The 26,467-nt window shown below is 60.1% G+C and carries 21 protein-coding genes; 8 read left to right on the top strand and 13 right to left on the bottom strand.

What is annotated here, in order from left to right; genetic code table 11:
• Window positions 1-99 precede the first annotated feature (99 nt).
• The gene (locus ACJJVH_RS28625; RefSeq protein ID WP_412066787.1) at window positions 100-1,206 is read right to left on the bottom strand and encodes a class II histone deacetylase; all 1,107 of its coding nucleotides are present in this window, start codon (window positions 1,204-1,206) and stop codon (window positions 100-102) included.
• Between the two features lie 113 nt (window positions 1,207-1,319).
• Window positions 1,320-2,852 carry an ABC transporter substrate-binding protein gene (locus tag ACJJVH_RS28620; RefSeq protein WP_412066786.1) on the bottom strand — a complete coding sequence of 511 codons (1,533 nt, stop codon included), beginning with the start codon at window positions 2,850-2,852 and terminating at the stop codon, window positions 1,320-1,322.
• Between the two features lie 959 nt (window positions 2,853-3,811).
• Between ACJJVH_RS28620 and ACJJVH_RS28615 the strand changes: the two genes are divergently transcribed.
• Window positions 3,812-4,261: a nuclear transport factor 2 family protein gene (locus ACJJVH_RS28615; protein ID WP_412066941.1), complete on the top strand. Its 450-nt coding sequence runs from the start codon at window positions 3,812-3,814 to the stop codon at window positions 4,259-4,261.
• Window positions 4,262-4,755: 494 nt separating this feature from the next.
• Here the strand turns inward: ACJJVH_RS28615 and ACJJVH_RS28610 are convergent, their stop codons facing one another.
• From ACJJVH_RS28610 to ACJJVH_RS28565, 10 genes are all read right to left on the bottom strand, one after another.
• Window positions 4,756-5,319, bottom strand: a complete 564-nt coding sequence (locus tag ACJJVH_RS28610; RefSeq protein ID WP_112795254.1) for a cupin domain-containing protein — start codon at window positions 5,317-5,319, stop codon at window positions 4,756-4,758.
• A 7-nt stretch (window positions 5,320-5,326) separates the two neighbouring features.
• Window positions 5,327-5,701 (bottom strand): nuclear transport factor 2 family protein, encoded by a 375-nt coding sequence (locus ACJJVH_RS28605; protein ID WP_112795253.1) that lies wholly within the window; start codon window positions 5,699-5,701, stop codon window positions 5,327-5,329.
• Window position 5,702: 1 nt separating this feature from the next.
• The gene (locus tag ACJJVH_RS28600; protein ID WP_112795252.1) at window positions 5,703-6,635 is read right to left on the bottom strand and encodes a MurR/RpiR family transcriptional regulator; all 933 of its coding nucleotides are present in this window, start codon (window positions 6,633-6,635) and stop codon (window positions 5,703-5,705) included.
• 14 nt (window positions 6,636-6,649) lie between these two features.
• Window positions 6,650-8,101 (bottom strand): amidase, encoded by a 1,452-nt coding sequence (locus ACJJVH_RS28595; RefSeq protein WP_412066785.1) that lies wholly within the window; start codon window positions 8,099-8,101, stop codon window positions 6,650-6,652.
• Between the two features lie 61 nt (window positions 8,102-8,162).
• Window positions 8,163-9,623 (bottom strand): amidase, encoded by a 1,461-nt coding sequence (locus ACJJVH_RS28590; RefSeq protein ID WP_412066784.1) that lies wholly within the window; start codon window positions 9,621-9,623, stop codon window positions 8,163-8,165.
• Window positions 9,610-11,265 carry a dipeptide ABC transporter ATP-binding protein gene (locus ACJJVH_RS28585; RefSeq protein WP_412066783.1) on the bottom strand — a complete coding sequence of 552 codons (1,656 nt, stop codon included), beginning with the start codon at window positions 11,263-11,265 and terminating at the stop codon, window positions 9,610-9,612. The genes ACJJVH_RS28590 and ACJJVH_RS28585 overlap by 14 nt, the downstream gene beginning before the upstream one ends.
• Complete coding sequence (locus tag ACJJVH_RS28580) at window positions 11,262-12,113, bottom strand: ABC transporter permease (RefSeq protein ID WP_112795248.1); 852 nt, start codon at window positions 12,111-12,113, stop codon at window positions 11,262-11,264. The genes ACJJVH_RS28585 and ACJJVH_RS28580 overlap by 4 nt, the downstream gene beginning before the upstream one ends.
• Before the next feature lie 9 nt (window positions 12,114-12,122).
• On the bottom strand, window positions 12,123-13,061 hold the full coding sequence (locus ACJJVH_RS28575; protein WP_112795247.1) for an ABC transporter permease: 939 nt from the start codon (window positions 13,059-13,061) through the stop codon (window positions 12,123-12,125).
• 64 nt (window positions 13,062-13,125) lie between these two features.
• Window positions 13,126-14,649: an ABC transporter substrate-binding protein gene (locus tag ACJJVH_RS28570; RefSeq protein ID WP_412066782.1), complete on the bottom strand. Its 1,524-nt coding sequence runs from the start codon at window positions 14,647-14,649 to the stop codon at window positions 13,126-13,128.
• Window positions 14,650-15,512: 863 nt separating this feature from the next.
• Window positions 15,513-16,997, bottom strand: a complete 1,485-nt coding sequence (locus ACJJVH_RS28565; protein WP_412066781.1) for an amidohydrolase family protein — start codon at window positions 16,995-16,997, stop codon at window positions 15,513-15,515.
• 153 nt (window positions 16,998-17,150) lie between these two features.
• On the opposite strand from ACJJVH_RS28565, the gene ACJJVH_RS28560 reads away from it, so the two are divergent.
• From ACJJVH_RS28560 to ACJJVH_RS28530, 7 genes are all read left to right on the top strand, one after another.
• Entirely contained in the window at window positions 17,151-18,716 is a 1,566-nt protein-coding gene (locus ACJJVH_RS28560) for an ABC transporter substrate-binding protein (protein WP_113358490.1), read from the top strand.
• Window positions 18,717-19,151: 435 nt separating this feature from the next.
• Complete coding sequence (locus tag ACJJVH_RS28555) at window positions 19,152-20,120, top strand: ABC transporter permease (RefSeq protein WP_112795220.1); 969 nt, start codon at window positions 19,152-19,154, stop codon at window positions 20,118-20,120.
• A gap of 26 nt (window positions 20,121-20,146) precedes the next feature.
• Window positions 20,147-21,100 (top strand): ABC transporter permease, encoded by a 954-nt coding sequence (locus tag ACJJVH_RS28550; protein WP_412066940.1) that lies wholly within the window; start codon window positions 20,147-20,149, stop codon window positions 21,098-21,100.
• A gap of 4 nt (window positions 21,101-21,104) precedes the next feature.
• Entirely contained in the window at window positions 21,105-22,298 is a 1,194-nt protein-coding gene (locus ACJJVH_RS28545) for an amidohydrolase family protein (protein WP_412066780.1), read from the top strand.
• Window positions 22,298-23,788 (top strand): amidohydrolase family protein, encoded by a 1,491-nt coding sequence (locus tag ACJJVH_RS28540; protein WP_412066779.1) that lies wholly within the window; start codon window positions 22,298-22,300, stop codon window positions 23,786-23,788. The genes ACJJVH_RS28545 and ACJJVH_RS28540 overlap by 1 nt, the downstream gene beginning before the upstream one ends.
• Window positions 23,781-24,764 (top strand): ABC transporter ATP-binding protein, encoded by a 984-nt coding sequence (locus ACJJVH_RS28535; protein ID WP_113358493.1) that lies wholly within the window; start codon window positions 23,781-23,783, stop codon window positions 24,762-24,764. Before ACJJVH_RS28540 ends, ACJJVH_RS28535 begins: the two co-directional genes overlap by 8 nt.
• Window positions 24,761-25,738, top strand: a complete 978-nt coding sequence (locus tag ACJJVH_RS28530; RefSeq protein ID WP_112795215.1) for an oligopeptide/dipeptide ABC transporter ATP-binding protein — start codon at window positions 24,761-24,763, stop codon at window positions 25,736-25,738. The genes ACJJVH_RS28535 and ACJJVH_RS28530 overlap by 4 nt, the downstream gene beginning before the upstream one ends.
• 20 nt (window positions 25,739-25,758) lie before the next feature.
• Here the strand turns inward: ACJJVH_RS28530 and ACJJVH_RS28525 are convergent, their stop codons facing one another.
• Window positions 25,759-26,436 (bottom strand): GntR family transcriptional regulator, encoded by a 678-nt coding sequence (locus tag ACJJVH_RS28525; RefSeq protein ID WP_112795214.1) that lies wholly within the window; start codon window positions 26,434-26,436, stop codon window positions 25,759-25,761.
• Window positions 26,437-26,467: the final 31 nt, after the last annotated feature.

The following is a 26,467-nucleotide window of genomic DNA, read 5'->3' as shown; positions in this document are numbered from 1 at the left end:
CGAACTCAGTTAACGGATAGATGAGACCAACTGCCGGCTCGAGCCTGCCATGCAACGCAGAGGCCTAGCTCGGCAGTCCTCCAACAGCGTGCCGGACTTCTACTTGCCGGGCCTTGGTATCTGATCGACAAGAGCCGCAGCCTGGATCAGAACCTCGTTCTCATGCGGCTTGAGCTCGTGTCCGCCAATTAGGCCGAACCAACCGAGATAAGGATCCTGCGCTTCTGTTTTAATGCCGGACATTTCCTCCAGAACGGCCAATCCGCACCAGGGGACATACGTTTCCGAATAGCCGCCCTCGTGGGTCATCATCAGCCGACCCTCGCAAAGCCGGTCTGCCGCGGACATCAGCAGGCGGGTCATCATTCGGAATGTCTCCGAACCCGCCATCTGGCGGCCGAGGGGATCGAACACGCTGGCATCAAAACCCGACGGCACGATAATCATTTCAGGCTGGAAGCGCGTGAGAGCGGGAACCACCACCCGCTCAATCGCCGCCACATAGGCTTCATGGCCCGAGCCTGCGGGCAGTGGAATATTGAGGGAGGCTCCCAATCCGTCCCCGACGCCTCTTTCTTCAATTGACCCGGACCGAAACAGGCGATCCTGGTGAATGGAAATCGTCAGAACATCCGGATCGTCGTAGAAGATTGACTGCGCCCCATTGCCATGGTGGACATCCCAATCGACCAACGCAATACGCTTCACACCGCGGGCCTTGCGCAAATGCTCCGTCGCGATCGATGCATTCGCGAGAAGGCAGAAGCCAATCCCACAATCGCGTTCGGCATGGTGTCCCGGAGGACGGCACAAGACATAGGCGTTGCGAACAACACGATCATATACAGCGTCGGCAGCGACGATACAGGCACCCGCAGCACGTTGGGCAATTTCGAACGAGCCCTTGCCGACCAAGGCTCCCCTGCCGGCATCGCCGATGCCCGCATTGCTCAGCCGCTTCAGCTTTTCCAGATAATCCACCGTATGAACGCGGAGAAGTTCTTCATCCGTGGCAAGCCGCGTGGGCAGAATGCTCAGGTCGTCAAGCAGGCCGCTGACTTCCAGCAGATTCCGCAATCTGCGCTTCGTCTGTTCGTTTTCGAAAGGGGCTCCAGGCTCCACAAAACCTCCGGCCGGAATCGATCCGGAGACCGTTCCAAACGAATGCCATGCAAAATATTCGTGCCAGAGAAATCCCGTCTTCATAAACCACCTCGCATTTTTGAATCGAATGCCGACTATCGCCGCCGACCAAACACCGTCACACCGAGGCGAGGTTTTGGAGACTTGGCGCTGCGGCCTTTCAAGCCGCCAAGGAACTATTTGGTGAGGGTCGTATCTTCAAACGTCCATGTCAGCGAAGGCGTGAGTTTCAGACCTTCCACTCGTTTGGAATATGCCACCGCATTCGGTGCGTAGTAGAGCGGGATCTGGGAGACCTCTTGTGTGGTGATCTTCTGAATCTCCTTATAGATCGCCAGGCGCTTGGCGGGATCGGCCTCCCTGGCACCTTCTTCGATCAAGTCGTCCACCTTGGGATTCTTGTAGAAGGTGTTAAAGGCATTCGACTTACAGGAGCCGCATACGGACCAGCGAACCCCGATATCGGGATCAGGCGACTCCTGGTACCACCAGGAGACGGCCGCATCATAGTCCGCCTTGCCGGTCGCGTCCCACCATGCACCGCTATCGACATTCACGATCGTTGGCTTCAGGCCGATGGCCTGCCATTGCGCCTGCAAAAGCAGAGCCGTCTGCTGCCCTGTCGCATCGGGCAATGCGAGGATCTTCACCTCGTGCCCCTGCATCCCGGACTCGGTCAAAAGCTGCTTTGCCTTCTGGATATCCTGCGGAATGCCGGGATACGCATCGTCATGGAAATCAAAGCCATCCGGCAAGGTGGTATTGGCCGGCCGGGCATAACCATATGTCAGCGCGGCGGTCATTGCTTTGTTGTCGATGGCGTAGGCTGCCGCCTGGCGAGCCTTCATGTCTGAAAAAGGTTCGCGTTTATGGTTGAGCAGTACTTCGTAAATGACACCGGATGATTCCATCCGGACGACGATCGAAGGCAGTTTCTTGAGTTCCGCGATATTCGCCCATGGGACCGACCTCACCGCGTCCACAGTGCCTGCTCGCAACATGGCGATACGCGTGTCGGCCGAGGACGTTTCCAAGAAATGAATGGTAGCATCGGATTTCGGGTGGCCGGCGCGCCAGTAATGCGGATTGGGCCGCAGCTCTATCCCCTCATTGGGCTTCCATTGCTTCACGATATATGGGCCAGACGTAACCGGATCGCTGGTGAAAGCCTTGTCTCCCTGCTTTTCGACATCGGACTTCGACACGATGCCCATGTTGAAGGCGGCAAGGTTCTGAAGAAACGACGAGCGCGCCCACTTCAACTTGATCAGAACGGTCTTCTGGTCTGCAGCGGTCACTGTGTCGACCGCGCTCAATCCGGCGGGATACACTGATTGCTTATCGCTATGGACGCGGTTCAAGCTGAAAGCCACGTCCTCGGCGGTGATCGGCGAGCCGTCCGAGAACCGGGCGTCACGCAAATGAAGCGTATAGGTCAAACCATCCGGTGAAACCTCCCAACGATCCGCCAGAGCCGGCTCAAGCTCGCCGGTTTGGGAATTCCGTCTCATTAGGCCCGAGTAAAGCTGAAAATAGACCTCGATATTCCCCGAGCTTGTCGATCGCATCGGATCGAGGGTGGTGATCGGATTAGGCGTCGCGAGGGTTATCGTATCAGCGGCGACTGCCGCTGCCGTCGTGCTGAACACGATCGCCAACAATGCCGAGCCGCGCAACGCGCAAGCGCGAAAAATCCTGCAGACACCCATGCTTACACTCCTCCCCAGTGTTTGGTGTCCATCATAATGTTGATTTTAAAACATTAGTCAACAGAATTGGTGGAAATACAACATATAAATGGGAAAATCATTCTATCTCATTGAAAAATAACATGTTCAGACAGAAGCCTCGGTGGAACGTTCGAAAGTGCCGGGCGGTCTCCAATCCCGCCGACGTGCGGAGGTCGGCATCTTTCGCCGTCTGCACGCTGAATCTCGGGCCGGATTGCACGTTTCCGGTTGCGCTGGGATGAATGCTCCCAAGAACGCCGTGGCGCAGGCGGATATTCGCTTTCCAGACGGCCCCCATCGCCACATACCGGCAGTCGCGACTCGCGCCACAAAGAGGCCCTTCCTTGGAGAAATCGGTATTTCCGACCACGCAACACATAGATGTGAAAATCGACCCTATCGCGAATGATCGATAATTACGATATATGGTCACGCAGCCAAAGCGAATCATTGCGATAATTTGAAAGGAGGCCAGGACCTGCCATAATTTCCCGCAAGAGCGCGCCGTCGCGAAGACATCAGCATGATACTTATAAACAGCTGATATAAGTTCATGTTTTTCAATTCTTCGGCAGGCCGGCACATCTTTCCGCCATACAATCTTTGGAGCGGAATGATGTCATGCGCGACAATCTATATATCTGCTTCACCAATATATAGACGGGAATTTATCGGAAAACTCGCATAACTCTTGCCGCTGACCGTGCAATACCGCCGCACTCTTCGCCCGATGGCGAACGCCTGTGCGGCGTTGGAGATGCGATGTCCCATGAGCTCAAGACCGACGTCGGGGAGCCGCGTGCCAACTCCGACTTGAAACACGCGGGACCGCATTTCTCGCATGGAAATCATGCAGCTACAACGAAACCGATCCGCTCCTAAAAAGCGGTCATGATCCGAAAAGGAAAGAGGTATCCATGAAAATGTCCTTCCCTCACATGATTGCAATTTCTGCGGCAATGGCCGCATCGCTCAATGTCTGCAGCGTATTCGCCGCCGAGCGCAACCTGAGCATGGAAGAATCGAACCGAGCGCTTGTCGTCTCGTTTTACGACAAGTTTTTCAATCAGCATGACGTCGCCGAAGCCGCCCAAGTGGTCGCTGACGACTACAAGCAACACAACCCGAACGTTCCTGACGGCAAAGCCCCCTTCGTTGACTATTTCACCAAGGCCTTTCAGGACAATCCCGCCCGCAAATCGCAGATCGTTCGCAGCGCAACGGATGGCGACCTCGTTTATCTCCATGTCCATGCGACAAGCGGACCGACCGATCCGGGCTCGGCCGTCGTTGACATCTTTCGCGTCGCGAACGGCAAAATCGTCGAGCATTGGGACGTTATCCAGAAAGTGCCCGAGAAATCGGCCAATACCAACACCATGTTCTGATGTTGGCACGCCAATTTCCTCGGACAGGCGGTTAACTGCTTGATTTTTCTAGAGAAATTCCAGGAAAAGCCCTGGCGGCTCAAATTGTTGCGCGGGCGAAGATTTTCCGCGGACTCTCCAAACTCCGTAACAATGTCGTTGACGGACGCGGGAGACCCTACGGGCGGTGATCCTTTATGATTATCGCCCGGCCATGGCGGCGATCGCTCAATCGCCCAATCGGCACTTCTGCCCGGAAGAGGTTTTCTTCCCTGTTGCCCGCAGCACCGGTGCGGGCAACAGGCAGACCGCTCCCGATGCAAGCGACGATCGACGGAATGAACGCTTCCCCGGACAATGTGCAGGCATTTTGCCAAGAAGGCTGATGGGAGCTCCATCGCTCTCGGTCTGCCTCGGCGCGCAAGCGCCGGCAGACCGGATGTCGTTTGGAGAAGCAGGCCGCATGGACCGGCGCGGATATCACAGAGAAAGCCGTGTGCTTTCCGCGCTCTTCGCTAGAATGTCGGAGGCGTGCAGGCGCTTACGACTTCGCAGGGTAGCGAACCGACGCAGCGGAAACGGTGCGGGCGGCGACTTTCGAAATAATATGCATCCCCCGGCCCCAGGATGCGGCGTTCGTCGCCCACGGTCACATCCAGACGACCCGAGAGGACGATGCCGCCTTCCTCGCCATCGTGGACTAACGATACCTTGCCTGTATCTGCCCCGGGCTGATAGCATTCCCTGACGATCTGAAGGCTGCGGCCAAAGAGGGTCTTGCCGACCTGCCGATACGAAATTGCTCCTTTGCCAATCTCGACCAATTCATCGGACCGGTAAAAAGCGCTCGCTGGCCGTTCCGGCTCGAACGCGAAAAACTCTGCCATCCCGATCGGAATTCCATCCAGTATCCGTTTCAACGCACCGACGGATGGATTGGACGCATTCGATTCGATCAACGAGATCGTTGAATTGGTAACACCGGTGCGTTTGGCAAGTTCGCGCTGGGAAAGGTTGTGCTGCATGCGCAAATGACGCAACCTGCCCCCGATGTCGACGGACGTGGATTTCCCTGCCATTCTCAACTCATTTATGGTTGGCAAGCGGCGTCGATTGCCAGGTCAGCATTCTTGGACCTGAAGCCGTGCTTACCCATGTGCAGCAATAACGGATACGAATCGAGGCCGGGACGTCACCCCTGTAGAGATCCATCTCCAGAATACCGGCAATGGCGACGGTCTCTCCGCATGCCCCCGACCGCTCGATATTGTTTCCGATGCGCATGTAGCGAAGCATGCCCGTTTTGACTTTTTCGATGAACTCGGACTTCGAATCGATATTGCCGGCGGTGTGGATATAAAGGCAATCTTCGGCCATAAGCTCTTCCAGGACAGGAATATCGGCAGCCAGGCAGGCATCCAGCCGTCTGCGATCGGCTTCCAGTGCTTCATCGATAGTCATATCAAGTTTCCTGTTTATGGTTGAGAGTTGGAACGCTTACGAATTCGTCGAAGTCCGCCATCAGTTTCGTAAGGACCTCGCAATGCTTTGTCGCCTTTGAGCCGAGCTTCATGGCCACGGTATTGATGAGCAGATTGAGCACAACGTTTATCGACGCCGAAGAATCCCAATAGGTCTGGACATGGGCGTGGGCTTCGAAAACAAACTCGGTATAGGCAAAGCCCCAGTGGCTAAACATGTCCGTTACGATGATCAAAGGCATGCCGATGTCTTTCAGACGCTGCGCCAGCTTTATGCTGCGTGTGGCATAGTTTGCGGCGTCAATGAGCACGACCAGGCTGTGCGCCGGGTCGGCGGCGATGATTTCCCCATAAGTACCGCTTGCACTATCGACGAAAATCACGTTTGGGCGCGTCCACAGCAAGCGACTGGCAAAGTCCATTGCGAGGCCTTTGATCGCCTGAAATCCGACGACATAGATCGTTCGCGTTCTCGCCAGCGCGCTGGTCGCATCGTCCCATAATTCGGTCGTTGCGAGCGCATAGGCTTTGACAATCGCATCAAGTTCCAGACGCAGGCTTTCCTGCAATACCTCATGCCGCTTATCCCGCACTTTGAAGCGGGATGTGTAATCGTCGAGGTCCCCTTCTTTTTCAACCGCGCTGCGCAACTTGCTCTTCAGGTCGCGGAAGCCCTGGAAGCCAAGGCCCCGCGCGACGCGCAGCACCGTCATTTCGCTTACGCCAACCGCCTTGGCGATACTGCCGCCCGTCTCAAACGACAACATCTGCAAATTTTCGAGCATGAAGGCAGCGACGCTTTGCTCGGAAGGCGTCGCGGTCGCAATATGCGCCCGCAGGAGCGCTTCGATATCGACTTTCTTGCCATTTTCAATGGCACGCTTTTTCTTTTCCCCGTTTCGCGGCTTTGCCACTCGCAGTCCTCCTGTTAGTGGCCGGCGTAGATATCAGGCAATCCCTGCCCCCATATACCCGGCTTACCTTCCAGTTGTTCCTCCAGTTGGCGCGCGATCGCAAGCAAAAGATCGTCACGCCCGAAACGACCGACAAATTGCATTCCGATCGGAAGGCCATTGCCGCTACGGCCAAGAGGCAACGAGATCGCCGGTTGGCCGGTGCCGTTAAAAAGGGCGGTAAAGGTTTCTTTGGGCTCGAGGTCCGCGAAAACGTCGTCGATATCCAGACCTGGCCTGTTGGGGTCGTAGGTGCCGATCAGCTCCGGCGCAATCGCACTTGTCGGCGTTAGCAGGAGATCGTACCGTTGCATGAAACGCCCGACCTGCCTTGTGATGTGATCGTAGACCTCCAGCGCTTCCCTAAGCTGGGAAGCGCGCAATGTGCATCCAAAGCGATAAACGGCATGAACGGAAGGCCCGAGGGTATCTTCATCCAATGGGGCGCCGGCTAATTTCGCCAGAACGGGCAAGTCAGCGGCAGCTCCTGCTGCCCAGATGATCTTTTGCGCATGAAGGAAAGCGGAATAATCGAAATCCGGCGAGGCGTTCTCGATATGATGGCCGAGATTGCTCAGCCGGTCCGCCGTAATCCGTACGGTGTCCAGAACATCCTGCTCGACAGGCGTGCCGGACCAGGAGCGCGTGCACACGGCGATACGCAATTCCTTTGGCGAACGATGCATGGTTCCGGCATAAGCCTCGGAGGGACGCGTGATCTCATAGCCATCGCCCGCATCGGGGCCGTGGCAGACGTCCAGAAGGGCGGCCGTGTCGCGAACCGATCGCGTAAGCATGAAGCCGGTCCCCAGGCCGAAGCGCGGAGCGTTTGCATGTGGGGAACCTGTCACGCGACCGCGGGAGGGCTTGAGGCCGATGACGCCGCAAAACGATGCGGGATTGCGGATTGATCCACCACCGTCGCTGCCTTGAGCGAAGGGCACTATGCCAGCAGCTACGGCCGCGGCAGCGCCAGCACTGGAGCCCGCTACCCCTCGCTTTACATCCCATGGGTTGCGGGTTGCGCCATACAGCAGCGTTTCCGTGGCCGCGGGGATGGCGAACTCGGATGTCGTCGTGCGCCCTACGCTGATCAAGCCGCTTTCGCGCAGCCGCTGCCAGTATACGGCATCATGCTGTGCCCGAAAGCCCTTCATCAGGCGGCTGCCGAATTCCGCGTGTCGTCCGGCCTCGATCGGCAGGTCCTTGATCAGCGTTGGAATGCCGTAAAACGGACCTGCCCCCCTTTGGTTCGTCAACCGATCGAGAGCATCGGCAAACACCTCCACAACGGCATTGAGTGCCGGGTTGACGGATTCGATTGCCTGCACCACGCACTGCCCGAGATCACGCGGCGTTATTTCCCCTTCCCGGAGGAGACGGGCGAGGCCGATGCCATCCTGCGCGGCATATTCATCAAGTCGCATCGCTAAGGTCCAGTTTCACGGATACATGGAATTGTCGAGGCGCATGTCTCCTGTCGAACTCCTAAGCGCGGGGCCGTCCGGCAAAGACCGGGGGGAGACCTTGTCCCCAGACGCCGTTATTTCGGTCGAAATTCTCTTCCAGCTGCCTCGCCACCCCAAGCAGCAGGTCTTCGCGTCCGAACCTTGCGACCAACTGGCTACCAATCGGCAGACCCGCCGACGAAGTCCCGGTCGGCAGCGATATCGCGGGCTGGCCCGTACCGTTGAACAGAGCCGTAAAGGTCTCCTTCAACTCCATGTCCGCAAAGACGGTGTCGATGTCAATGCCAGCGCGCATCGGATCATAAGTGCCGAGAATCTCCGGCTGGATGCAGCTCGTCGGCGTCAGCAAGAGATCGTAGCGATTAAAGAAGCGTCCGACCCGCCGCGTCATCTCGTCGTAAACCTTGAATGCGTTCACGAGCCGCGAAGCGCAAAGATCCTTGCCGAAATGATAGACCGCAAGAACGGTGGCACTGAGGTTTTCGGGCCCGATCTCCCGTTGCATCTGCTGCGCTACCTGCGGCAAGCCCGCAGCCAGGTCGGCGCCCCAGATAACTTTCTGCGCCTCCAGGAATGCCGCATAGTCGAACTCGGGCGCCGCCTCCTCCACCTCGTGGCCGTACGAGGCGAGCAGCCGGGCGGTTTTCAGGACGGACTCCGCAATTTCCGGATCACAGGTGGTTTGCGACCATGACTTGACACAAAAGCCAATGCGCAGAGCTTCGGGGGGACGCCGAATTGCTTCGCTGTAGGGGGTGTGCGGTGCGCAGATTTCGTATCCGTCGCCGGCATCCGGCCCATGGCACTCGTCGAGCAGCAGAGCCGTGTCACGGACCGATTTTGTCAGCATGAATGCGGTGGCAAGTCCGAACAGCGGTGCATTCGCTCCCGGCGACCCCGTGACGCGTCCGCGGGAAGGTTTGAGGCCGATCAATCCGCAGAAGGAGGCCGGATTGCGGATGGAACCGCCGCCGTCGCCGCCATGGGCAAAGGGGACGAGGCCGGCAGCGACCGCTGCCGCCGCCCCCCCGCTGGAACCGGAAACTCCTCGCCGGATATCCCAGGGGTTGGCGGTGTTGCCGTAAAGAGATGTCTCCGTGGCGGCCGCCACCCCGAATTCCGAGGTGGTGGTGCGGCCGACATTGACAAGGCCCGCAGCCTTGAGGCGTTGCCAGGCGACGGTATCCCGGAGCGCCCGAAAGCCCTTCGCCAGCTTGCTGCCGCATTCTCCGGGCCTGCCTGCCTCCACGGGAAAGTCCTTCGTCAACGTCGGAATGCCGTAAAACGAGCCGGCGCCGCGGGTCTGCGGCAAAGCATCCAGTGCATCCGGATAGAGTTCGACGACCGCATTGAGCACGGGATTCACTGCTGCCACCGCATCGACGACGCAGCCACCAAGCTCCTTCGGCGTTATTTCTCCCTTTGCCAAAAGCTCCGCCAGGCCGATCCCGTCATAAGTTACATATTCATCGAGACGCATGGGCATGCTCCTGTTCTGCTGCTGTCTTGAGATGGGTAATCGAGCCGATCAGTTCCTGGGTATAGGGGTCCTGCGGTCGGCTCAGCACCTGACTTACAGGGCCGCTTTCCACAATCCGGCCGGTTTTGAAAACGTAGACCCGCTGGCAGATACTGTTCACCACGCCGAGGTCATGAGAGATATAGAACAGAGCGAGCTGGCGCTCGCGCTGCAGTCGCTTCAACAGCTCCAGGATCTGGGCCTGCGTGGTCACGTCGAGCGCCGACGTGATCTCATCGGCAATCAACAATTCCGGCTCCAGAGCCAGCGCGCGCGCCAGTCCCACGCGCTGGCATTGGCCGCCGGAGAGTTGCCGGGGCCGGCGCTCGCGCAGGGTCGCTGCCAGCTCCACGCTGTCCAGGAGCGCATCGGCCCGGGCCAACGCCGTGCGCCGATCCGCGAGACCGTGCCGCCAGATGGGCTCCGCGACGGCGTCGCGAGCCGTCATGCGCGGGTTGAGAGAATCGTACGGATTTTGGAACACCATCTGGACGCGCCGCCGAAACGCCAACAGCGCTCCGCCTTGCAGCTTGTGGATGTCCTCTCCATCGAAGCGGACCCGGCCGGCGCTCGGCTGGATCTGGCGCACGATCGCGCGTGCCAGGGTGCTCTTACCCGATCCGCTTTCCCCGACTACACCAACGGTTTCGCCGGGCGCGATCTGAAGATCGATGCCCTCAAGAGCGCGGAACGGCGCCCTGGCTTCGCGTGAAGAGAATATGCTACCCTTCCCGGCGAAGGAGACGCCCAGCTTTTCGACACTGAGTAACGGCGCCGCGAGAGAGGGTGAAGGGTCGGCCGAAGCTTTACTCCAGTCATTCGGCTGCGAGGCGAGCAGTAGCTTGGTGTATTCGTGCTGGGGACGGCTGATGACGTCGGCGGTCGCCCCTTCCTCGACTATTTCGCCGTTGCGCATGACGATGACACGCGTGCAGGTGGCGGCGACGGCGGCAAGGTCATGGGAAATCAGGATGACGGAAAGACCCCGATCCCTGTTGAGGTCGCGCAACAGCTTCAGGATACGGGATTGAACCGTCACGTCCAGCGCTGTGGTCGGCTCGTCGGCGATCAGCAGTTTCGGGTTGCAGCCGATGGCCGCAGCGATCATCGCACGCTGCTTCATCCCTCCGGAAAACTCGTGAGGATAGCTGCGGGCTTTTTTCGCGGCATCGCGGATTCCCACGTCTTCAAGCAGGCGAACCGTCCTTTCCTCCGCCGCGCGTTGCGACAGGCCGAGATGACGTTTCATGGGAGCCGCCACTTGCGCGCCGATGCGGCGTAACGGATCGAGATGAGACGCGGGGTTTTGGAAGATCATTCCAATCTCGCTGCCACGCAGAGCACACCACTTCGCCTCGGTAAGGTCGAGCAGGCTGTCCCCGGCGAGCCGCACCGAGCCGGTCGCATTCGCCAAGCGCGGCAGAATGCCCATCAGCGCTCGACAGGTCAGCGATTTTCCCGAACCGCTCTCGCCGACGATCCCCAAAATCTCGCCGGCGTTGACATGGAAGGATACGCCCTTAACGGCCTTGAACGCACCGAAGGCAATGGTCAGGTCTGCGACCTCCAGCAAAGGCTGCGCGGTGTCGATACGGCCGGTCATACAGTCACCTCCCGTCGTTGCAGGTGGCCCAAACCGTCTCCGAGAAAAGCGAAGCCGAGCCCAAGCGAGATGGCTGCGAGGCCGGGGAAGAAGCAGATCCACCATGCTTGCTGAATGAAGGCCTGGCCATCTGCAATGATGACTCCCCATTCGGCGGTGGGAGGTTGCGCACCCATGCCGAGATAGCCGAAACTCGCGCCGGCAAGCATCACGAGAACTGCGTCGCTCACCGCATATGCAATGACCGGGCCAATGGCATTGGGCAGAACATGACGAAGGAGTATCGCGCGTTTGGGATAACCGAGGCATTCCGCGGCGCGGATATATTCGCTTTCACGCACTGTCAGAACCTCGGCCCTGACCAACCGGGCATAACTGACCCAGCCAACCACGGTCAGTGCGATGATAAAATTAACAAGTCCGGGACCAATCACGCCGACAATGGCAAGAACGAGTACGAAGAAAGGGAAAGCCACAGTCAGATCGTAGATGCGCATGAAGATCGAATCGATGATCCCTCCGAAGTAGCCGCTGAGAAGTCCGACGAAAGTACCGATGATAAGCGGCGGCAATACGCCGAGAACGCAAAGGAGAAGATCGACCTGTGCCGCATAAAGGACCCGCGAGAAGATATCGCGCCCGACCTGGTCCGTGCCGAACCAGTGTGCAGCACTCGGACCCGTCAGCATATTGGCGATATCGATAGCATCCGGATCGTAAGGAGCTATGAAAGGAGCGGTTAGCGCGACAACGAACCATCCTGCCAATATGACGACAGCGATAATCATCGTCGGAGACCAGGCAAAGAAAGCCGTTCTGGCCACGCCCGAAATAGGAATGTTTGACATTGTTAAACCTTACAGCCGGATGCGTGGATCGATGGACGCCGACAGGAGATCAACGGCGAGCGTTATGAGGACAGTGGCGAATGCGAAGACCAGCGTCAGCCCCTGCACGACATAGTAATCCCGTCCGAGCAGGGCGCCGACCATCAGGGAACCGAGCCCCGGTATGGCATAGACGGTTTCCACGATGATTGCCCCGCCGATCAAATAGGCGACCATCACGCCGAGCAGGTTGATCGTTGGCAGCACGGCATTCGGTAGGATCGTTCGCCAGAAAATTTCCCGCTCGTTCGCCCCCTGCGCACGCGCCGCGGTGACAAAATCCGCTGTTGTCTTCTGGATCAACGCTGCCCTGAGGCTCTGCGTCAGCACCGGAATTAGCCAGAGCGAGGTGGAGATCGCCGGCAAGAGCATGTGATACAGGTGGTCCACGAAGGAATCGCCGTATCCTGACACCGGCAGCCAGCCAAGCGAGACGCCGAAAAAGCGCGACATCATGAGGCCGAGCCAGAAGACGGGAATCGTCAGACCCATGATGCCGAGGAGGCGGATAAGCTGATCCGCAAACCCGCCCGGCCGGCGCGCGCTTGCTATGGCCAGCACCACGGTCGGCGGAACGGCAAGCACGACTACATAGCCCGTCAGAAACAGGGTGGGCCACATAAATTGCCCAATCAACTCGATCACCGGCCGCTGAAAGCGTAGCGACAGACCGATATCGCCTTTCGCAAGATTGAGGAGATAGGCAAAATATTGCTGCCAAAGCGGCAGATCGAGACCATATTGGGCGCGAATGGCCGCGAGCGTCTCCGGACTGGCGCGATCCCCTGCCAGGAGACGTGCCGGATCACCCGGCGCAAGATGTAGCAGAACGAAAGTCACTACACTGATGCCGAACATAACGGCAAAAAGTTGCAACAGTCGCCTGACGATGAGTGACAGGAAGGTCAATATAGCTCTCCGGAAGAAGAAAGATGGCGCGGCTTGGCGGCGGCGCCATCTGGTGTCCATCTATCTATTTGGTGATCGTTGCGTCCTCTAGCGTCCATTGCAGCGCAGATGTCAGCTTCATACCCTTCAGCTTTGTCGAATAGGCGTTGGTATTGGGCGCGTAAAAGAGTGGAATCTGCGATACCTCTTCGGTGGAGATTTTCTGAATCTCCTTGTAAATCGCCGCGCGCTTGACAGGATCGGTTTCCCGAGTTCCCTGCTCCACGAGATCGTTGACCTTTGGGTTGTTGTAGTACGTGCTGTAGGAATTGGACCCGCATGTGCCGCACACCGCCCAGCGAACGGCGAGATCGGGATCGGTCGTCTCGTTATACCAGGAAGAGGGGGTCGCATCGTAGTCGCCCTTGCCGATCGCGTCCCACCACGCGCCGACGTCGACGTTAACAATGGTTGGCTTCAGGCCGATTGCCTGCCACTGCGCCTGGAGAAGCAAAGCGACCTGCTCGGTCGGACCGGACATCGCGAGGATCTTGACCTCGTGACCCATCATACCGGATTCCTGCAGAAGAGCCTTCGCCTTGACGGGATCGTAGGGAATACCGGGATAATCATTATCGTGAAAATCGATCATCGGCAGGGTCGTGTTCGCGACCTGGGCGTTGCCAAGCGTGACCGCCTTGGCTATCGCCTTGCTGTCGAGCGCTTCCGCCGCGGCCTGCCGTGCTTTCAGATTCGAGAATGGTTCGCGCTTGTGATCGAGCAGCGTCATGTAGATGGTCGTCGATGGCTCGAGCCGCATGTCGATGCCCTTCGTTGCCTTCAGGTCGGCGATCTGGGTCCACGGCACGCTGCGCACCACCTCAGCCTCGCCCGCCTTGAGCATCGCGATCCGGGTCTCGGGCGAAGTCACTTCCCGCAATTCAACGGTTGCGTCCGACTTCGGATAACCGGTGCGCCAGTAATGAGGATTGGGCTCAATCACGAGCATCTCATTCGGCTTCCATTCCTTGACCTTGTATGGACCCGAAGTCACCGGCATGTCGGCAAAGGCCTTTTCGACGCCTCGCGCATCGACGTCCGCCTTGGAGACTATGCCCATATTCCAGATCTCGAGATTGTCCAGGAACGGTGCGAAGGCGGACTTCAGCGTGATGACGACCGTCTTTGGATCCTTTGCCACGATCGTATCCATCGCTTCCAGCGGCGCGGGATAGGCTGACTGCTTATCGCCGTGAATGCGCGACAGGCTGAACACCACGTCATCCGCCGTGATCTGAGTTCCGTTTGAGAACTGGGCGTCACGAAGATGGAACGTATACACGCGGCCATCATCGGAAATTTCCCAGCGTTCGGCGAGACCCGGTTGGAGTGCTCCGCTTTCCGGGTCGCGTCGCAAGAGACGCGCATAGATCTGCCCGTAGGTCTCGATGTTGCCCGCCGACGCCGAGCGCATAGGGTCGAGCGTCGTCGTCCGGTAAGGAGAAACAATACGAATTAGATCCGCCGACAAGGCGGGATCGGAGGCAAAGGCGGAGATCGCCAGTGCGAATGCCGCCGATGCCAACGAGAATCGTTTTGATATGCCCATGGTCGCGCCTCCCAACGCAAACGGAATAATTGACAGGCGGCATATTCGTTATATTACCAACAAATGTCAACATCTTTGTTAGTTTTATCACCATCGCGACCCACAACCGCTGGCCCGTGTGCAATCGGTACCGGACATGACGATAAGAAGCGCAACCTCTGGAACGCGCCGATCGGAGGCCCGGCAGGCCCGGCAGAACACGATTTCGGATTGTCGGCTAAGGATGGTGGAGTTCGGTCATCCGATGTTCGGCGCCGTCGGCGACGGACGCCGAGCGAAAGTAATCACACGCTCGACATACCGGGGCGGGAACGGCATCGGCTGTATTGCCGACTGGACCAATGACGAACAGCCCATCCCTCCCATGAGCGTAATGACAGGCAAAGACAGGACGGATGATGGCCACAGGCCTGCACGCCTTCCTTGCCGGCGTTCCGCATCGCGCGAAACATTCCGGCGAGGCGCTGAAGCATATCGCGTCACGAAGCGAAGTCCGGCTCGCGACGGGCGGCGAGATCATCGACGCATACAAGCGGCAGATGACGGAAGGCGACCGTCCGCCGCAAGGCAATGCCGCGGCCGGCGCTCCAGCCCCTTTTGCCTTGCAATCCGATTTGTTTCGCGGCTTTTCAATTCTTGGACGGCAAGCGAGGAGATACGCGCTGTGGACACGCGCAGCCAGCCGAGAGGAAGTGGCGCCCATTTCAGGAAACACCCAGGCCGCCGCATCTCGTCACCGGAGAAAACGTCCTTCGCAACGGAGGTATCACCCTCTCCATCGGAAAGGACCTCCATCTCTCAATCCTGCGCATCGAGGCACGTCTGCATGACCGGCATGCCGGCTGCCAGAGGATCCGCGCCGGTCAAGTATTCCAGCATTCGGGGGGCTGGGGCGGATGGACCGGCTCGCGGAACGTGCGTTGCAGTTTGCCCCAGCCGGGATCATGCATATGAGCTTGCAGTCCGGCGCGCTCGACAAGCGCCAGGGCTTCCTGCTGGCCGAAATCAAGTGCGGCTTCGATGTCGGCGGTCAGCACCTTGCCGGCTTCCATCAGCAGCTTGCCGTCGACGATCACGGTGTCGACGTCGCTTCCCAGAACCTGATGGATGAGGCGGTGGACCGGCATCCAGTTGGGCATCAGATGCGGCTTTCGCATGTCGATGATGGCTATGTCCGCCTTCTTGCCGATCTCGAGCGAACCGATTTCATGTTCCATGCCGATAACCTTCGCGGCATCGATGGTGATCATCTCGAAGATCTTGCCTGGCGGCAGCAGATAGCGATCGTGGTTATGCAGGATGTGCTGTGTCGACTGGGCGAGCCTGGCGGTCTGGAACATGTCGAAATGCCGGCTCGGCGAGACGCCGTCCGAGGTGATCGCCAGCGGAATGCCTCTGGCCATCATTTCCAGAATCGGCGTGGATCGACCTGGCGGCGCATGGGTGACATGAGTTCCGGTCTCGGCCAGGATATCCATCTCCTCATGCGAAATCCCCCAGCAGTGCTGCAGATGCACATCGGGTCCGAGAAGAGCATTTTCCTTGTCCTGAAACGCCATGCGGATCTGGCCGGCAAAAGCATCGGAATGGATGCGTACATTCCATTTACGGGCAGTCTCCCGAACCCGGCGTGCCTGCATGCGATCGTCATCCGTCAGATTGACCGCCTGATCCGGCGTCGAAGCATTGGACGGCTCGACCGATGGGACGATGGTAAAGGGGGTCAGGAATACGCTGATACGGCCATCCGCGCCGCCGTTCACCGCCTCGATCACGGCCTCCGAGCCTTCGATCATCTCCTCGAAGGCGATATGGCGGCGCTCGGGCCTGCCGCGTTCCCAGCGCGTGACGGGATGCGGCCACGGCAGCCCCGAAGGACCGACGCATACGATCTCGCGCAGGCCGAGTTCGCTATAGGCGCGCGCGTGGTTGATGGCGAAGACCGGGTCGTCGCTGCGGGGCATCGAGGTGATGATGCTCGCACCCGTCGTCACGCCCGCGCGCAGCCGCTCAAGCCCCGACACGAGCCCGTCCGCATACCAGAAGTCGCGCGTGACATAGTGATAATAGGTTGGCGTCACCACCCGCATCCACATGCCGTTGGTATCGGCGGCGATGCTGCGGATCAACGCGTGTCCGGCGTGGCCATGGGCGTCGATCAGACCCGGTATGATCAGCTTGCCGCGGCAATCGATAATTCTCTTGTCCGCATGACGGGGCATCAGCTCCGCGGCGGTGCCGATGTCGACGATCCGGTCCGCCGATATCGCCAGACCTCCATCCTCGATGATGCGTCGTTCCCCATCGACGGTAACGATCGTTCCATGCACCAGTAACAAACCTTCCACACTTTCCTCCTCTGTGTCTACGCGTGAAGTGCCGCTGATCCGTTCGGACTTTGGATACGATAATTGTCAACAATTTTATTGACAATAGAAAAGGTCACATCGATACTTCGGAGCAAATGGGAACAGAGCCCATCATACCGGAGGGAGGAATCAATGCTTCATTTCAAAAAGGTCATCATTGCCGCACTGGCGGCGGCGGCCATCGCCGCGCCGGCGGACGCAGCCACATTGCGCTGGGGCAGCCGGGCGGACATCTATTCGCTGGACCCGGATTCAGTCCCGTCCACGTCGAATCTCGCTTTTCTCAACCATATCTACGAAGGGCTGGTTCGCTACGACGCGAACTTCAAGATCGAACCGGCGCTTGCCACCGAATGGAAGCTGATCGACAACAAGCATTGGCGCTTCACCCTGCGCAAGGGCGTGAAGTTCCAGAACGGCGCGGACTTCACCGCCGACGATGTGGTCGCGTCCTTCAAGCGTGCATCCGATCCCGCTTCGCCGCTGCGCGGCAACATTCCGCTCTATGTCGGCATCCAGAAAGTCGACGACTATACCGTCGATATCGAGGTTTCCGCATCGACCTCGCTGTTCCTGAACGACATCACCAATATCTTCATATTCAATGCCAAATGGCTGAAAGACAACGGCAGCGAAAAGCCGACCGATTTCGCCTCGAAGGTCGAAGGCTATGCGACGATGCATACCAACGGCACCGGCCCGTTCAAGCTTGAAAGCCGCGTACCCGACAGCAAGACGGTGCTGGTCGTCAATCCCGGCTGGTGGGATCAGAAAAAGCACAATCTCGACCGCATCGAGTTCGTACCGATCGCCTCCGCCGCCACGCGCGTCGCCGCCTTGCTGTCCGGCGAGATCGACTTCATCGATTCCGCGCCGATCCAGGATCTGCCGCGTCTTGAATCCACGCCCAATATCACCGTGAAGAAGCGCACGGAGCTGCGTACCGTCTTCATCGCCTTCAACCGCAAGGAAAAGCTGGAGGACGGACGTCCCAATCCATTCAACGACTTGCGCGTGCGCCAGGCTTTCGAAGCCTCCATCGACCGCGATCTGATCAACAAGAAAGTCATGCGCGGCCTGGCGCGACCGTCCGGCTCCTTGATCGCGCCGGAGCTTCCCGGCTACGTCAAGGATCTCGATACCTACCAGCCGGCCGACCCCAAGCTCGCACAGAAACTGCTGGAGGAAGCCGGCCAGAAGAACCTGGCCTTCACCTACATGTGCATGAACGACGAGAGCATCAACGAGGAGGATATCTGCTCGGGCGTCACCAACATGCTGAAGCGCGGCGGCTTCCAGCCGAACATCGATATCGCTCCGCGTGCGGTGCAGACATCCAAGCGCAGCAACGGCAAGGCCGATGTCTTCAACCTGAGCTGGGCCAACGAGCCGACCCTCGATGCCTACTCCCTGCTCTCGCAGGTCCTTTCGACGCGCAACGGCGCCATGGGCGTTTCCAACTACGGCGGCTGGTCCAACCCCGACCTTGACAAGCTGGTCGCGGAGGCAGCGCAGGAGCCGGACAATGACAAGCGGCTGGCCCTGGAAGCGCAGGCGCTGAAAATCGCCAAGGATCAGGTCATGCTCATTCCCCTGCATCAGCAGCCCATCGCCTGGGCCTTGCTGAACAAGGTCAAGAGCATCGATTTCCGGGCCGACAACAAGCCGCGCCTGTGGCTGACGCAGATGGCCGAATAGCAGCCGCCAAACCGCGACGACGAAGGAAGACGGAGCGCTTTGCAAACCCTGCAAGGCGCTTTTTTCGTCGGCCGGCCGATCCTTCGACAAGATTTCCGCAATCGCCGCCACAATGGCGGGCATATGCTCCGCCTGCGGCAGAACGGCCCGCCGGCTTACCGGTGGAAAACCTGATTGAGATACATAAGTGTTCAATATTGTCGACAATCAAGTTGACAACTTTCAAATATCTGCGTTAATGCTGACTAGGGAGCGAGGGAGGTTTGTTCGCAGCGGGCGATGTTCGTGTGGCGGTGGCTGCCGGCTTGCGGCAGGGTCGGACGACACATCGTTTGCGCGCGGCTGCGGCTGTTCTTTCTTCACTTCCTCGACTGAATTCAGCCGGGTCTTATCGGGCAGCCTTGCCGAAAGACCAAGCGAAGCCGGGAGGTTCTCATGCTGGTTTTCATCATCAAGCGCCTCGGGAATGCCATTCTGGTGATGCTTGCCGTCGCCCTGCTGGCATTCCTGATCTTCCGGCTTGCGGGCGACCCTGTCGAAATGATGGTCGGCGAGCAGGCGTCTCAGGCGGATCGCGCCGCGCTGCGCGAGCGGTTGGGCCTGAACGACAGCCTGCCGACGCAATATATCCGGTTCGTCGTCAATGCGTCCGAGGGCAATTTTGGCGTCTCCTATCGCAACGGCCAGCAAGTGCTGCCGCTGATCGCCGAGCGTTTCCCCGCCACGCTGGAACTCGTCTTCGTCGCAACCTTGATTTCGCTGGTGCTCGGCCTTCCCTTGGGCGTGCTGACGGCCATCAAGCGCGGCAAGTGGTACACCGAGGGTCTGCAGTTTCTCTCCATCATCGGCGTGTCCCTGCCCAGCTTCGTCGTCGGCATCCTGCTCATCCTGGCCTTCTCCGTCACCATGGGCTGGCTGCCCGCCTTCGGCCGCGGCGACGTCGTGCAGATCGGCTGGTGGTCGACGGGCTTCCTGACACCGTCGGGCCGCGCGGCGTTGATCCTGCCGTCGATCGCGCTCTCGCTCTATCAGATCACGCTTGTCATGCGTCTGGTGCGCGCCGAAATGCTGGAAGTGCTGCGCTCCGACTATGTGAAATTCGCCCGAGCGCGCGGCATTCCGCGCTGGCGCATCTATTTTCGTCACGCCCTGCGCAACTGTCTGATGCCGGTCGTCACCATGACCGCGATGAACGTCGGGTCGCTGATCGCCTTCGCGCTGATCACGGAGACCGTGTTCCAGTGGCCGGGCATGGGCATGCTCTTCATCCAGGCCGTCACCTTCCTCGATATCCCGGTGATGGCGGCCTATCTCTGCATCATCTCCTTCATCTTTGTCGTGCTCAATACGCTGGTGGACATCGCCTACGCGGTGATCGATCCCCGCCTGCGCACCGCACGCTGATCGAAACCAGGAGCCCGTCGATGACCATGGAACTGTCGGAAATTTCAAAGCCGGAAAAGGCCGCGCGTCCGTCGCGCCTCAAGCGGCTCCGCAACAGCGACCTGTGGTGGTCGTTCACGCACAGCAAGGCGGCGATCATCGGCGCGACCGTGCTTGCGATCCTCGTCCTGACGGCGATCCTGGCACCGCTGATCGCGCCGCAAAACCCCTATGACGGCGCCCAGCTCGACATGTGGAAGGCCGAACTGCCGCCGATCTGGCATGATGGCGGCGAGATGCCCTATCTGCTCGGCACCGATACACAGGGCCGGGACATGCTGTCGGCCATCCTTTACGGCACGCGCATCTCCATCGTCATCGGCCTCGCGTCGGTCGTGCTGTCGCTGGTGATCGGCATGATCGCCGGCCTCGTTGCCGGCTTCTTCGGGGGCTTCATCGACAATCTGCTGATGCGTATCGGCGATGTCATGCTCTCGATCCCGACCATTCTCGTCGCCATTCTGGTTTCGACCGTCGTGCGGCAGATGTTGCCCGAAAGCCTGCGCGAGATCGGCGCTTCGGCCGTGCTCGTCTTTGCCATCGCGCTGTCGAGCTGGGTGCAATATGCCCGCACGGTGCGGGCGCAGGCCATCGTCGAAAGCGGGAAAGACTACGTACAGGCGGCAAGGCTGATCGGCGTGCCTGCCCGCCGCATCATGGCAAAGCATATCCTGCCCAATACGCTGACGCCGATCATGGTCGCCGCGACGCTCAATTTCGGCATGGCGATCCTCACCGAGGCGACGCTATCCTTCCTTGGCATCGGCATGCCGCCGAGCCAGCCTTCGCTCGGCACGCTCATCCGCATCGGCAACCAGTTCCTGTTTTCCGGTTCGTGGTGGATCGTGCTGTTCCCCGTCATTCAGCTCTGCCTGCTCGTCGTCGCCGTCAATCTCCTCGGCGACTGGCTGCGCGACGCGCTCAATCCGAAACTGAGGTAAGTTCATGAACAATCTTCTGCTGCGCAATGTCCGGCCCATGGCGGGCGAAACCTGCGATATTCTGATCCGCGACGGGAAGATTGCCGGCTTCGGTAGCTTCGAGGCCGAGCCGGGCATGGCCGTCGAGGACGGCGGCAATGCCATCGCGGCGCCGGGCTTGATCGACGCGCATACCCATCTCGACAAGACGACCTGGGGCATGCCCTGGCATGTGAACAACCGCGCCGCGATCCTGCGTGAACGCATCGATTTCGAGCGCGAGCACCGCCTGGAGATCGGCATCGACCCGCATCGCCAGTCCATGCGTCATGCCATCGGTCTGGCGGCGCACGGCGCCAGCCATATTCGCAGCCATGTCGATATCGATCCGACCCATGGCCTGCGCCTCGTCGAAGGCGTCTGGGAAACGCGCGAGAAACTGGACGGCATCATCGACATCGAGATCGTCGCCTTCCCGCAATCCGGCGTCATGGTCATGCCGGGCACGGTGGAATTGCTTGACGAGGCGCTGCGCCAGGGCTGCGAAGTGCTTGGCGGCATCGATCCCTGCGGCATCGACCGCGACCCCAAGGGCCAGCTCGATATCCTGTTCGCCCTTGCCACCAAGCACGGTGTTCCGATCGACATTCATCTGCATGAGGCCGGCGATCTCGGCGCCTTCACGATGGAGATGATGTTCGAGCGCATCCGCGCCAACGGCATGCAGGGCAAGGTCGCCATCAGCCATGCCTTCGCTCTCGGGATGAACGATTACCTGCGCGTCGGCAAGCTGATCGACGAGATCGCAAAGCTCGATGTCGCGATCCTGACCACCGGCGCGCCTTCGGCGGCCGTGCCCTCCATCATGCGTCTCAAGGAAGCCGGCGTCCGCGTCGGCGGCGGTTGCGACGGCATCCGCGACACCTGGGGTCCGTGGGGCCAGCCCGACATGCTGGACCGCGCCAAGGTGATCGGCATGAAGAACGGCCTGCGCTCGGATCGCGATCTGGAACATGTTCTGCATGTCGTTTCGCAGGGCGGCGCGGACGTCATGGAACTGGAGAATTATGGCCTGAAGGTCGGCTGTGACGCCGATTTCACGCTGCTGGCCGGCCAGACGCTCGCCCATGCCGTGGTCGATGTCGCCCCGCGCCCGCTGGTCGTCAAGCGCGGCCGCGTGGTGGCACGCCAGGGACAGGCCACAGTGGAGATGCCTTGATGTCGCAGGATTTTGCAGACCTTTCGCTTGGTCGTCGCCCGGAAGGGCGCACTCTGATCACGGCAAGCTGGGTGGTCGGCCACACGGACGGTGGCCACACGCTGCTGCGCAACGGCGAGGTCGTGTTCGAGAATGGGGCCATCCTGTTCGTCGGACATCGCTTTCCCGGCGAGGTGGCGCGCCGCATCGATTTCGGCAATGCGCTCATCAGCCCCGGCCTGATCGATCTCGACGCCCTGTCGGATCTCGATACGACGATCCTCGGCATCGACAACCATCCGGGCTGGGCCAAGGGCCGCGTCTGGCCGCGCTCCTATGTGGAAGCCGGGCCTTATGAAATGTACGGCGAAGAAGAGCTGGCGTTCCAGAAGCGCTTCGCCTTCGGCCAGCTTTTGCTGAACGGCATCACGACCGCCGCGCCCATCGCATCGCTGTTCTATCGCGAATGGGGGGAAACCGTCGCCGAGTTCGATGCCGCCGCCGATGCGGCCGGCGAGCTCGGCCTTCGGGTCTATCTCAGCCCCGCCTATCGTTCCGGCGGAATGGTGCTGGAAGCGCCGGGCAAGATGGTGCCTGTCTTCGACGAGGAGCGCGGGTTTCAGGGCCTGAATGACGCCGTTGCCTATATCAAGCGGCAGAACGGCAGGCATGGGGATCTCGTGCGCGGCATGCTGGCGCCCGATCGGGTCGAGACATCGACGCTCGCCCTGCTGCAGCGCACGGATGCCGCCGCGCGCGATCTCGACTGCAAGTTCCGCCTGCACATGGCGCAGGGCACGATGGAAGTCGATACGGTGCGCATGCTGCACGGCTCGACCGCTCCTGCCTGGCTCGCCAGGAACAAGTTGCTGAGCGAACGGCTGATCGCACCGCACGCCACCAATGCGACCGCGGACGATCTCGGCCTTTACGCCGAGCATGGCGTTTCCATCGTGCACTGTCCCCTCGTCTCGGGGCGCAGCGGTTCGACGCTCAACTCCTTTTCGAAGTGCCGCGAGCGCGGCATCAACATCGCCATGGGCACGGATACCACGCCGCCCGACATGCTGATGAATCTGCTCGTCGGGCTGATCACCTGCCGCATCAACGATCATGCACCCGATCGGGTCCGCTGCGCCGATCTCTTCGACGCGGCAACGCTGGGCGGCGCACGCGCGCTCGGACGCCCGGATCTTGGGCACCTGTCGCCGGGCGCGCGCGCCGACATCGCCGTCTTCGGCCTGGACGACGCGATCATGGCGCCTTCCGTCGATCCGATCACGACGCTGGTCATCGGCGGCTCCGGCAAGGCGACGCGGGCTGTCTTCGTCGATGGCCGCCTCTCGATGCTGGATCGCCGGCTGGCAAGCTTCGACATGGAAAAAGCACGGCAGCGGGCACAGGCGCAATATGACGGGCTGATTGCCAAATATCCCGAACGGAGCTGGAACCATCCGCCCGTTTCGGAGATCTTCCCGCCCAGTTATCCGATCGAGGCCGACAATGGTTGAGGCAAGGGAACCGGTCATCGACGTCAAAAATCTCAAGGTGGAGTTTCCGAACCGCCGCGGCACCGTCACGGCGCTTTCGGATGTAAGCCTCTCCATCCGTCCGGGCGAAATCCTTGGGGTGGTCGGCGAATCCGGCGCCGGCAAGTCCATGACCGGACTTGCCATCCAGGGGCTGCTCGAACGTCCGGGCCGCATCGCCGGCGGCGAGATCTGGCTCGGCAACAGGCGGATCGACACGCTGGACGACCGATCCATGGAGCAGATTCGCGGCCGCGAGATCGGCGCGATCTTCCAGGATCCGTTGACCTCGCTGAACCCGCTTTTCACGGTGGGCGCACAACTGACGGAGACGATCCGGCAGCATCTGCCGCTCGGCAGGGCCGAAGCCCGCGCGCGTTCCGTCCAGCTGCTGCGCGATGTGGGCATCCCCGCGCCGGAGGAGCGCATCAACCATTATCCGCATCAGTTCTCCGGCGGCATGCGCCAGCGCGTGGTGATTGCGCTTGCGCTCGCCGCCTCGCCCAAGCTGATCATCGCGGACGAGCCCACCACCGCCCTCGATGTCTCGATCCAGGCGCAGATCATCTCGCTGCTTCGCCGGCTGTGCAAGGAGAAGCAGGCAGCCGTGATGCTGGTGACGCACGACATGGGCGTGATCGCCGAAGCCGCGGACCGCGTGGCGGTCATGTATGCGGGCCGGCTCATCGAGATCGGCCAGGTGGAGCAGGTGCTGCATGCGCCGCGTCACCCCTATACGCAGGGCCTCATGGCTTCCATTCCCTCGCTCGGTGCGCGTGTCGAAAAACTGAACCAGATCGATGGTTCGATGCCTCGGCTGGATGCCATTCCCGATGGCTGCGCCTTCAATCCCCGGTGCAAATCCGCCGGTCCGCGCTGTCTGCGCGAACGGCCAGAACTGATCACGGCCAGCGATGGTTCGAGCGCCTGCTGGCTCAACGCGGGAGGCACGGCATGACCGCATCGTCCGAAAAAACATCCGCCTTGGCCGTCGACGGGCTGGTCAAGACATTCGACGTCTCGGCTCCCTGGCTCAACCGCGTGGTGGAGCGCAAGCCGCGCCAGTTCCTGCAGGCGGTCAACGACATCAGCTTTGCCGTACCCGCCGGCGGCTGTCTCAGCATCGTCGGCGAAAGCGGCTGCGGCAAATCCACGGTGGCACGGCTTGTCACCGGCCTCTACAAGCCGACAAGCGGCGAAATCCGTTTCGCGCCCGGGCGCAGCGGCGAGCCGCTTTCTGCCCAGATGATCTTTCAGGACCCCTATGCATCCCTCAATCCGCGCTGGCGGGTGAAGAATATCATCGCCGAACCGCTGCGCGAACTGAAGCTGCGCAGCACTGCCGCCGAAATCACCGAGCGCGTCGAGGAACTGCTGCTAACCGTCGGCCTCTCGGTGTCCGACGGTGAAAAATTCCCGCATGAGTTTTCCGGCGGACAGCGCCAGCGCATCTCCATTGCCCGCGCGCTTGCCAGCGAGCCGGAATTTCTCGTCTGCGACGAGCCCACCTCCGCGCTCGACGTTTCGGTGCAGGCCCAGGTGCTGAACCTCATGCGACGGCTGCAGGACGAACTTGGCCTCACCTATCTCTTCATCAGCCACGACATGAGCGTCGTCCGCCATATGTCGGATCGCATCGCGGTCATGTACTTGGGCAGGATCGTCGAGGAAGGGGAAACCGAGGCGCTGTTTTCCCGGCCCCGCCATCCCTATACGCAGCTCCTGCTGCAGACCATTCCGAATATCGAGGCGCCGAAGCGCGATCACGAGCTAGCCAGCGGCGAGGTGCCAAGTCCGCTCAAGCCGCCTTCGGGTTGCACCTTTCATCCGCGATGCCCGCTGGCGACGATCCGATGTTCGGTGGAGATGCCGGCGGTGCGCTCTCTGTCGAACGGAACGCGCGTGGCCTGCCATCTGGTAAGCGACGATTGACGGACAAGGCGCAGGGCCGTTCAGGCCAATGCCGCGCGCAGATCATGGGAGAGATCGCGAAGCTCGGTCAGGTCGAGTTCGGATTCGACATGCTCGAGATGATGCGCCATCAGGCGCGTCGCTTTGTCGACATTATTGCCGACAATTGATTCGACGATCTCCGCATGTTCGTCCGGTCCGCAGTTGAAGCGGTTCGTATTGCGATAAACAGCTGTTATCAGGGAGGAACGGGCGATCAGATCGCGCATTGTCGCAAACAGAAAATCCGAGCCGGCGGTCTCCGCCAGCAACAGATGGAAGCCACCGGAAAGCTTGATGATATCGGTGGTGATATCCTCCATGTTGGCGATACGTTCCTTGGCCACATGCTCGCGAAGGCGTTTTGCGTCAGCCTTGGAAATACCTTTGCAGAGCCGCTCGACCACGCAGCGCTCGACGGTGCGCCGAACGAAGAATACATCCCGGGCCTCATCGACCGACGGCTTGGAGACGAAGGCGCCGCGATTGGGGATGATCATGACAAGCCCATCGCGCTGCAATGTCGCGAGCGCCTGGCGGATGCGGGCGCGGCTGACATTGAAGATCGCGGCCATCTGCTCTTCCTTGAGCTGAACGCCGGGCCTGAGCCTCCGCTCGGCGATCGATAGCCAGACCTTCTCGACAATCTGCTCCACGGAGGCCCCGTTTTGGTCAGTCATGCTTTTACTCCTCGTTGCAGCTAGAGAAGCG

The sequence above is a fragment of the Rhizobium sp. SYY.PMSO genome, from assembly GCF_046840415.1.
In the GTDB taxonomy this organism is placed as follows: Bacteria; Pseudomonadota; Alphaproteobacteria; order Rhizobiales; family Rhizobiaceae; genus Rhizobium.
Note: the sequence above shows the minus strand (reverse complement) of the source record. Positions and strands in the feature narration are given on the sequence as shown.